The organism is Ramlibacter sp. P4_H7, assembly GCF_056400765.1.
The window spans coordinates 1-9,213 of the sequence record NZ_JBFUKP010000038.1; the positions used below are offsets into that span (position 1 = coordinate 1).

Genomic DNA, 9,213 nt, shown 5'->3' on the forward strand with positions numbered 1-9,213 from the left:
GTCCTGCCGCGCGGGCCAAGGCGCTGATCATCGGCCCGGAGGACGTGGAGCAGGCGCAGCGCTACGCGTCGCAGTGGGCCGACCTGTTCAACTGGAGCGTGCCCGACTGGATCCCCGGCTACCTGGCGGGGCGCAACATGAACGTGCAGCGCATCGCCGATGCCGCCGGCGCGCTCAACCTCGATCGCTACGAGGTGCGCGTGACCTCCATGCCCGAGAACTACACGCCGGAGCTGTTGCTGGAGGCCGTGCGCCTGGGCCTCGCCAGCCTCATGGACAAGGACAACAGCGAGTTCATCCCGTACACCCCGGGCGACGACGACACCAAGTGGATGTCCACCTCGCCGGCGGGCACCGTGTTCAAGATCGACATCGTCGGCCCCGACAACGCCGCCGTGGTCTGCAGCCTGTGCGAGCCCCGGCGCTGGCGCTTCACCACCGTGCACACCGAATGGTCCGGCGACCATCCGGTGAGCGGCCACCGCGAGTTCGGCGTGCGCGTGGAGGCGGACGGCGCCGCCGTGCTCTACACCCGCGGCGCGGACCGGGCCACCGACGGCCTCGGCGAGAGCATCGCCTTCTTCGGCGCCGACCACCTGTGGCGCAGCTTCCAGCGCAAGGTGGTCGAATTCGTCGCCTCGCAGGGCGGAAGCGCGAGCGCGCCCGAGCCCTTCAGCCAGCGCTTCCATCCGCGCGTGGTGGACATTCTCTACGGCCACGGCACCGTGGCGCAGGCGCTGGCGAACGAGTGCTATTCGATCCACTGGGACACCGTGCCGTACTACCCGCAGCAGACCGACAGTTCCTGCTGGGCGGCCTCGGCGGCGATGGTGGTCGCCTGGCGCGACGGCACCGCCCTGTCCGATGCCGACATCGCCGCCAAGGTCCCCGCCCTCGATGCCTATCGCCACGGCCTGTGGCCCTCGGACCGCCACATGCTGGCCGACGTGTGGAACCTGGTGCCGGAACCGCCAGCCTGCTACACCGTGGACGCGTGGCGCCAGATGCTCGAGAGCTACGGACCGCTGTACCTCGACATGACCAACAGCGCCGGCGCCGGCGGCCATGCCTGGGTGCTGGTCGGCATGACCAGCGACGGCGCGCCCGATGGCTCCGACACGGTGATGTACCTGCACAACCCGACCGCCAGCCGGGGCCGGGTCAAGTGGAACTTCCAGGACTTCCAGGGCCTGTACGAAGGACGCGTCGCCACCGAAGGCGCCACGCTGGAGTACCAGATCCTGCACGCCGCGGCGATCCCCGCCGGCCTGCGCCCGGCCACGGCCGCACCGTTCTCGCTGGGACTGGCGAGCGACGTCCAGCCCGTGACGCGCAGTTCGGGACCGCGCAGTGCCGCCCCGCTCCGCACCGCACGGCGGGGCGCCGCGCACGCGCTCGCCAGCGAAACCATCGAGTACCCGGTGCAGCTGGTCCCGCAGCCGAACAAGCTGGCCTGCTGGGCGGCCTCGATGGCGATGCTGCTGTCGTTCCGCCGCAAGGCCTCGTTCTCCCCGGAGACGCTGGCCAACGAGGTGGGCGGCTCGCTCATGACCAGCTACGGCTGGGACCTGCTGCAGGCCGTGCGCGACCGCTACGGCTTCGTCGCGATCGACGTGCCATCCAACACCAGCCTGTATTTCTCGCCCACGCAATGGGCGCAGTGGCTGCGCGACTTCGGACCGCTGTGGGTGGTGATCGTCGGCATGCCGCACGCGGTGGTCGTGAGCGGCCTGCGCGGGAACACCGACGACGCGACGGGCTGCGAGGTGAAGTTGCTCAATCCGTGGGACACGCGCGTGACGTTCGACGACGACGCCACCGAGTTCCATCCGGCGAACCAGGGCTACGCGGACTGGCTGCCGTTCCAGCAGTTCGCCTCGGACTTCGGCAACATGGCCGAGCCGGACTACGGCAACTGGCGCGTGCTGCACCTGCCCGCGCAGCAGGCGGGCACGGCGACCGCCCAGGCCCTGGCCAGCGCCGCGCTGCGCCGCGCGGGCAGCAGCGCCCGCAGTGCGCTCGCGACGCCGCCCAAGTCGATGCGTGCCTTCGCGCTGGAGGACACGCCGGTGCTCGACGAACCGATCGAACCTTCGCGCGTGCCCGGCACGACCATGCGCCGCGCGCGCGGCAGCCGCGCCCGGGTGGCGTGGGCGCTGGACCAGCTCGAAGGCGTCAAGCTGGCCGACCCGGTCGCGGCAATGGTGCCGGCGCTGGTGCCCACGACGATCGCGCTCGACCAGTGGCCCTGCATCGCCCGCGACGCCGTGCCCTTGCCGCTCACGGTGCGCTTCGATGCCGGCGGCGGGGCGGTGGGCAACGTGCGCATCAGCGCGGGCACGGCGGCCGACCTGCCCTACGACGTGACCGTCACCGCCACCATCGAGGACGAACCGCAGCCATTGGTTGGAGCCGGTGCGCCGCAGGCGGCCCTCAAGGTGACGATCGACGTCGATTTCAGCGGCACGCCCAATGGCAACGTGACGGCCCGGACCAAGCTGCGGCTGGTCGGCAACGGCCGCTACGACCTGGACAGCAGCTGGCAGTAACGCCGCAGCGGATCCACCATGACGCCCTCGCGCACGCGCTCGATCTTCCCGCCGCCGGTGCAGGGTGGCGCGCGCTCCAGCGCGTTGGCCGATCCGGCCGGGGCGCCCGTCGCCCCGGCGCCCGCGCCCGTGCCCAAGCCGCCGGCCACCGAGGCGCTGGCGCAGCGCACCGGCGCGCTCGTCAACGAGATCGATTTCCCCGGCTTCGTCGCCGGGCTGGTGCACGGCACCTTCGACGCGATCGTCGACGCCTCGATCCGGCAGATGGAGAGCTATTCCAGCCTGGTCAGCGCGGTCGCCAAGACGGTGGACCAGTTCACCGAAGAGAACGTCACGCCGAACCAGGCGCGCGACTGGCTGGCGCAGCGCTACCCCGGCGAGGTGCGCATCGTTGCGCCCAGCGCCGATCAGCCGCAGCCCCAGCTCGCGCCCGCCTCGGAGGGACTCACGCCGGGCTGGCTGGCCGAGTACGGCGTCGAAGGCGAAGAACTGACCGGCGAGCTGCTGGAGCAGCGCGTGCTGCCCCAGGTGCGCACCCACGTCGGCGCCGAGCGCCAGCAGCTGCTGGCGACGATGGTGATGCTGGGCATGAACCGGGTCGCCGTGAAGGACGGTTCGATCACCGCCAAGGTGATGTTCCGCGCCACCGCCAACGATGCGGCCAAGATCGGCTACGCCACCGGCAGCGATCCGAAGAGCGTCGCCGACTGGGGAGAGCGCGGCAGCCTGAGCTACAGCAACGCGAGCTCCACGATGGTCTCGACGCTGGCGGTCAACGCGCAGAGCGACACCACGCTGCGTGCCGACCTGTTCGGCGAGGTGCGGCTGAACTTCGTGAGCGAGACGCTGCCGCTGGACAAACTCGCCGACGCTGCCAAGGTTGCGATGGTGCAGCGCAACTCCGCGGTCGCCCGCACGGCCGCACCGGTGCCCGCAGCGGCCGCGCCCGCGCCCGCGCAACCGGCCCTGCCGCATGGAGGCGCGTGATGCTGCGTGACCTTGCCACCGTCCTGGCCGACCTGCATGGCGGCCTGCAGGCCGCGGCCGAGCGGGCCGGCGTGCGCGTCACGCAGGCCGAGATGACGCTGCCGGTGGACACCGCGCTGGCCCTGAAGGACGGTGGCTGCGTGCTGCTGGCCGACGTCGCCCGCTCCCATGCCGACGCCGGCTGGCGTCCCGAGTCCTGCCGCCTCACGCTGGTGTGGCGCGAGACGCCCACGGAGGACCTGCCATGACGGACTCCGTACGAGGCCTGGTGCAGGAATCGGGCGTGCCGCTGGACGTCTTCATCCAGTCGCTGACCGAACAGCTGGACAAGGCCCAGGCGTCGATGGCGCTGAAGGCGCGGGTGGGCAAGCTGCCCCTCACCTTCGCGGTCAAGGACGTGTCGCTCGACCTGCGCGCGTTCGTGCAGATGGTGGACGACGACGTGTTCCTGCGGCCCTCCAGCCCGGGCGACACCGAGGCCAGCACGATCAAGCTCACGCTGACCACGGTGACGCGCTCGATGATCGAGGAGAACGCGGTCGACTTCAAGGCGGAGGAGCCGCAGTTCACCCTGCGCGAGGCGCTGGGTTCGCAGATCACCGACGAGGACCAGCGCCGGCTGGAGCGCATCGGCGTGCGGACGGTGGAACAGCTGACCGACCTGCGCAAGACCGCCGGCACCGACGTGGTGGCGCGGCTGGCCCGCATGCCGGTGAACCGGCTGCAGCAGGCGCTGCTGGCCGCCGCCGCGCCGCGTGTGACGCAGGTCGATGCGCCCGCCGACGACGGCGGCCGCTTCGGGCGCAATGCACGCGTGCACCTGCAGGCGCCAGGCCTGCGCGCCGGCCGCATTCCCTTCGTGCGCGCGGCCGGCCAGGACGTTCCGGTGGTCGAGTCGCATGAAGGCCGGCTGGTGCTCGCGCCGCACGCGACGCAGATGGGGCTGGATGCCGAGATCGACTTCGGCGACGGCGAGGTGGCGCACGTTCCGCTGGCCAGCGGCCGCATCGGCCGCTGGACCGGCGAAGCGCTCAGGAGAGTCGCATGAGCGCCGCACGCATCCCACGGGAGGTGGCAGCATGACCGCGCTGCACGCCCCGCGCCGCCTGCTGCTCACGCTCAAGCTGGGCGAGGTGCCCGACCACCTGCCCAGCCTGCGCGAAGTCCGGCAGGAAGGCCGCCCCATGGCGCAGCGCATCGACGGCGGCGTGATCGACCGCCTGCTCGCCCACCATGGCGGCGCGGCGCGCGCGGTACGGCTGCACAGCGCCCGCGTGACGCGCCTGCAGCGCCCGGGCGTGCCCGGGGCGCGGCGCTTCGACGACATCGAGCAATTGAGCGGCGTGGCCCGCGTGCTGCGGATCGAGCTCGCGCAGGACGCGCACCTGGACGCGCTGGTGCAGGCGCTGGCCCAGGTGACACGCGTGGACCAGGTGCAACCCGACCGCCTGTGCGTGACGCCGTCCGATGCGCGCCGCTCGCGGCACATGGCGGAGCTCGATCCGGTGGCCGCCCGCCGGCCGCGTGCGCTGGTGCGGCTGCCGCAGGCGCTGGCGCTCCAGCGCGGCGATCCGTCCGTGGTGGTCGGCCTGGCCGACACCGGCGTGGCGCTGCGCCATGTCGAACTGGCCAGCCGCCTGCGGCGCGGCTTCGACACCGTGGACCTGGATGCCGCCACTGTCGGCGACCTGACCCTGGTGGGCGACAACGCCGGCCGCGACGAGCAGCCGGACGACGAAGTCGGCCACGGCTCGGCCTGCGCCGGCATCCTGCGCGCCAACGGCACGGGCCTGCCCGCGGGCGGCGCCGGCCTGTGCGGCCTGACGCCGGTGCGCGTGCTCGGCGCCGCGCTGCAGGGCGAGAAGCGCGTGGGCATCGGCGCGCTCGCCAACATCGACGCCGGCATGAAGCGGCTGATCGACCTGGGCGTGCGCGTCATCAACATGAGTTTCGGCACGCCGGAATCCGCGCTGCTGCCGGACGACCCGCGGCCGCATGCCGAGGTGGTGCGCTATGCCCTCGCGCGCGGCGTGCTGCTGGTGGCCGCCAGCGGCAACTCGGGACGCGAAGAACGCTACTACCCCGCCGCACACGAAGGCGTGATCGCCGTCGGCGCGATCGACGACGACGGCTGGCCGGCTTCGTTCAGCACCCGCGGCGCGCACGTCGCGCTGTGCGCGCCCGGCCGCAACATCTGGACCTGCGGCCTCGACGGCTATGCCTGCGTCAGCGGCACCAGCTTCGCGGCGCCGTTCGTGTCGGCCGCCTGCGCGCTGCTGGTGGCGCAGGCCGAGGCGCGCGCCTGGCCGCTGGATCCGCAGGCTGCGCGCGACATCCTCGTGGACAGCGCCCGGCCGTTCGATTCCGGACCCGATTGCGCGGGCAGCGGCGCGGGACTCCTCGACGCCGCCGCAGCCCTCGCGCTGCTCGATCAACGCATAGCCGCGGCGCTGGGCGCCCAACCCTGAAAGGAAACCACCATGGTCACTCGCCAAACCAAGCCCGGCGACAAGCGCAGCCGGAAGGGCGCCAGGACAGCGGGTGCCGGCGTCCCGCCTCCCCCGGTGGACAAGCCACCGGCCATCCCCGTGCGAACGCATCCCTTACCCGCGGCGGACCCCACCACCGACGCGGACCCTCCACCTCCCGGTGGGAAAGCCAACCCCTTCGCCAACACTTCTGGAGGTCGGACCATGACGCGCATCCTTTTGATCGATCTGAGCCAGCGCGAACTGCAAGAGCGCGAAACCCTGCGAGTCCGGCTGGACCGGCTGGAGGCGCTGCACCGCACGTCCGCCAGCAGCGGCGGCCTCACGAGGGAACAGGAGGTCGAGCGCGAGAGCATCGGCAAGCGGCTGGCCGCCGACGTGCCGGTCGACCCGTTCTACCAGGCGGTGGCCGCCCTGGTGGCGCGCGAGCCCTGGGCGGCGCTGCTGGAGAAGCGGCAGTTCATCTTGAAGCACGGCCTGTTCGGCTCGCAGCACGATGCGACGGCGGACGACGGCCTGGGCCGCAACGAGCAGGAAATCGCTTTCGTCTGCGGCCTGCTGGAGCTCGACAACCTGACGCTGCCCACCGCGCCGGACTTCGTGAAGAAGGTGACGGCCGCGCAGGGCGAATACCGCCAGAACCAGGCGCTGTTCAACGCCGCCTACGACACCTTCGTCGGCCGCTACACGGTGACGGTGCAAAGCCAGATCGACAAGCGCCTGGTCGACCCCGCCATCCTGCGCGTGCTGCATCCGTCCGCCGCCATCCCGCCGATCGTGCCGCGCGGCGGCGACAGCGCGGCCCGGATGGCGCAAGCCGTCGCCGCCTCGGGCGCGCAGCCCAAGGTGGCCGTGGTCTCCGCGCGCAACATCGCCGCCGTGGTGCGCAAGCTGGTCAACGACGGCGTCACCGCCAACGACCCGTGGATCAGCAGCCGGCTGGAGAGCGCCTACAACATGCAGACCGGCGTGGTGGACGGCGCGCCGCCTTCCGCGCTGGAGATCATGCTGCCCGACCTGGAAGAGTCGGTCGACATCGAGATCGTCACCGAGAACCTGAACGCGGTGCAGGCGATCTACTTCGCCTACCAGCTCGAGGAGATGCGGCTGTTCCAGGTGGTGGAGCGCATCGTCGACCTGTTCCGCCAGGGCCTGCTGCCGCTGGGGCGGGGCACGGTGGGCGACTACCTGTTCAACTACTTCAAGAAGGCGTCCGAGCGCATCACCGAAGGCGAGCGGCGCGACCTGTACATGCGTGTCTTCGGCGCGCCGGGCGGCAATCCCGCGCGCGAGCCGAACCGCGACTTCAACGAGCTGTGGCTGCGCTTCATCTCGGCGGTGTCGAGCTTCGCGCGCCAGCTCACCGTGGAGCGCATGCTGCGCAACGCGGTGCCGATGGCGGTGTCGCAGGAGCAGGTGCGCAAGGCGGGCCGCGACCTCGGCGCGAACCTCTCGCGCAACGGCTACGGCATCGCCTACTTCGCGGCGACCGACCTGCAGAAGAGCATCCTGGAGTTCCGCGACGTGCTGCAGAACCCCGAGCTGCGCAACGCCTTCGGCGCGCGCGACATGTGGCAGGTGATCGACCAGGTGAACGTCAACTACCTGGGCGGCGCCCGCAACACGCACCGCTACCGCACGCAGAGCCGCGCCGGCGCGGTCATCATCCGCTGGATCGCCAACAACGTGCAGCGGCTGGCCAACATCGCGGGCCCGGTGATCCAGATCGAGCAGATCATGAATCCGCAGCTGCGCGCGGCCAGCGGCACCAACAATCCGACGGTCGATCCGAGCGACTGGGACCTGGTCAACGCCTGCGAGCAGTGGCTGGCGGTCGGCGGGGTGCAGGAACAGAGCATCGAGCAGTACTCGCAGCCGATCGAGGCGCCCACCATGACGAGCCGGCCGATCGAGATGCCGCAGATCGCCAGGGACATGCTCGCCGGCATGGGCGTCGGGCTCAACGGCGCCGGGCTGAACGGCGCGGGCCTGGCCGGCGGCATTCCGGCCGGCCTGCAGTGAGGTCCCCGCCATGGCCTACGCCGACACCCTGAAGATGCCGATGGCCGCGCACGTGAGGCAGTCGCTGGCGCAAGCCTCGCAGGCGCTCGGCGTCCGCGACCCGCTGCCCTACATGGGCTCGCTGATCGATCGCACCTTCTTCCGACCGGACGACGACATCGGCTATGCCGACAACCAGCTCACCCCGGGCGCGGTTCCCTTCGAACCCTCGTTCTCCGAGGCCGAGCCCGACACGCTGCGCTTCACGATCGAGCCGCTCGGCCCCGGCGCCTCGCCGGTGGCACGACGCGACGAAGCCACCCGCGAGATGCGGCGGCTGGTCTCGCCGATCTTCGGTCGCGACGCGCTGCGCTGGTTCGACGAGCGCAGCGAGGAATGGCGCGGCTTCGGCGGCATGGGCTGGATGAACTACGGCGCCTGGTTCGGCAGCGCGTTCGACGAGGACGGCCTGTACGCCACCAAGATCTACTACGAGCTCGCGCCGACCCAGATCGAGGCGCTGGCGCCCCGGCTGGCGCGGCTGACGCGGATGGTGATGACGGAGATGCCCACGCTGTCGCCGATCTTCACGTCGATCGGCTGCAAGAAGGAGGGCGGCAGCCAGCGCGTGACCTTCCTGCACCGCGGGCCGCTGGCGATCGCCGCGCTGGGCCCGCTGATGAACCGCCTGGGCATCGGGCACCAGCTGCCCAGCCTGATGCGGGTGGTCGGCGTCGCTCTCGGCGGCCGCTTCGAACTGCCCAATGGCGGCGTGCTGGTCGGACTGCGCGACACCGGCGAAGGCGTCGAGCTCAAGCTGGAGATCCTGCTGGCCGCCGTGCCCGACCTGCCGGCCCGCTTCCTCGACCTGCTGCGCCTGGGGCTGGCGGAGCGCCCGCGCCAGGTGGCCGCGCTGGAGCGCTGGCTGTCCGCCTTCGGGGTGGACGATGCCAGCGAGCAAGGCCACTTCTCCGTGCTGTCGGTGCGCGTGACGCCCAGCTCGCAGGCGCGCATCAGCCTGTACGTGCGGCCGATCGAGTTCGAGATGCGCGACACGCTGGAAGAGTCGCGCGACGCCGTCGCCTGATCCACCGGAGCCTGCCATGCCCGCGTCCGTCTTTCCTTCTTCCGCCGTCCGCCGCGCGCCGCCGCCGGCCGCGCCGGCGGCCAGCCGCGAAACCGTGGAC

General features: G+C 71.6%; 7 protein-coding genes. All 7 read left to right on the forward strand.

Features of this window, described 5'->3' with window-relative positions; genetic code table 11:
• Positions 1–2,549: papain-like cysteine protease family protein (locus tag AC1DSA_RS26000; protein WP_477894155.1), on the forward strand; the 2,549-nt coding region annotated here is incomplete at its 5' end.
• Between the two features lie 18 nt (positions 2,550–2,567).
• Positions 2,568–3,536 carry a hypothetical protein gene (locus tag AC1DSA_RS26005; RefSeq protein ID WP_477894157.1) on the forward strand — a complete coding sequence of 323 codons (969 nt, stop codon included), beginning with the start codon at positions 2,568–2,570 and terminating at the stop codon, positions 3,534–3,536.
• Complete coding sequence (locus AC1DSA_RS26010) at positions 3,536–3,784, forward strand: hypothetical protein (protein WP_477894159.1); 249 nt, start codon at positions 3,536–3,538, stop codon at positions 3,782–3,784. Before AC1DSA_RS26005 ends, AC1DSA_RS26010 begins: the two co-directional genes overlap by 1 nt.
• A complete protein-coding gene (locus tag AC1DSA_RS26015) occupies positions 3,781–4,584 on the forward strand; it encodes a hypothetical protein (RefSeq protein WP_477894161.1) in 804 nt (267 codons plus the stop codon). Before AC1DSA_RS26010 ends, AC1DSA_RS26015 begins: the two co-directional genes overlap by 4 nt.
• Before the next feature lie 31 nt (positions 4,585–4,615).
• On the forward strand, positions 4,616–6,004 hold the full coding sequence (locus AC1DSA_RS26020; protein ID WP_477894163.1) for a S8 family peptidase: 1,389 nt from the start codon (positions 4,616–4,618) through the stop codon (positions 6,002–6,004).
• Positions 6,005–6,229: 225 nt separating this feature from the next.
• Entirely contained in the window at positions 6,230–8,047 is a 1,818-nt protein-coding gene (locus AC1DSA_RS26025) for a hypothetical protein (protein ID WP_477894165.1), read from the forward strand.
• 10 nt (positions 8,048–8,057) lie between these two features.
• Complete coding sequence (locus AC1DSA_RS26030; RefSeq protein ID WP_477894167.1) at positions 8,058–9,113, forward strand: hypothetical protein; 1,056 nt, start codon at positions 8,058–8,060, stop codon at positions 9,111–9,113.
• Positions 9,114–9,213 lie beyond the last annotated feature (100 nt).

Coding starts and splice junctions, on each gene's coding strand:
- AC1DSA_RS26030 (WP_477894167.1), top strand. CDS start 8,058: ATGGCCTACGCCGACACCCTGAAGATGCCGATGGCCGCGCACGTGAGG.
- AC1DSA_RS26020 (WP_477894163.1), top strand. CDS start 4,616: ATGACCGCGCTGCACGCCCCGCGCCGCCTGCTGCTCACGCTCAAGCTG.
- AC1DSA_RS26015 (WP_477894161.1), top strand. CDS start 3,781: ATGACGGACTCCGTACGAGGCCTGGTGCAGGAATCGGGCGTGCCGCTG.
- AC1DSA_RS26005 (WP_477894157.1), top strand. CDS start 2,568: ATGACGCCCTCGCGCACGCGCTCGATCTTCCCGCCGCCGGTGCAGGGT.
- AC1DSA_RS26025 (WP_477894165.1), top strand. CDS start 6,230: ATGACGCGCATCCTTTTGATCGATCTGAGCCAGCGCGAACTGCAAGAG.
- AC1DSA_RS26010 (WP_477894159.1), top strand. CDS start 3,536: ATGCTGCGTGACCTTGCCACCGTCCTGGCCGACCTGCATGGCGGCCTG.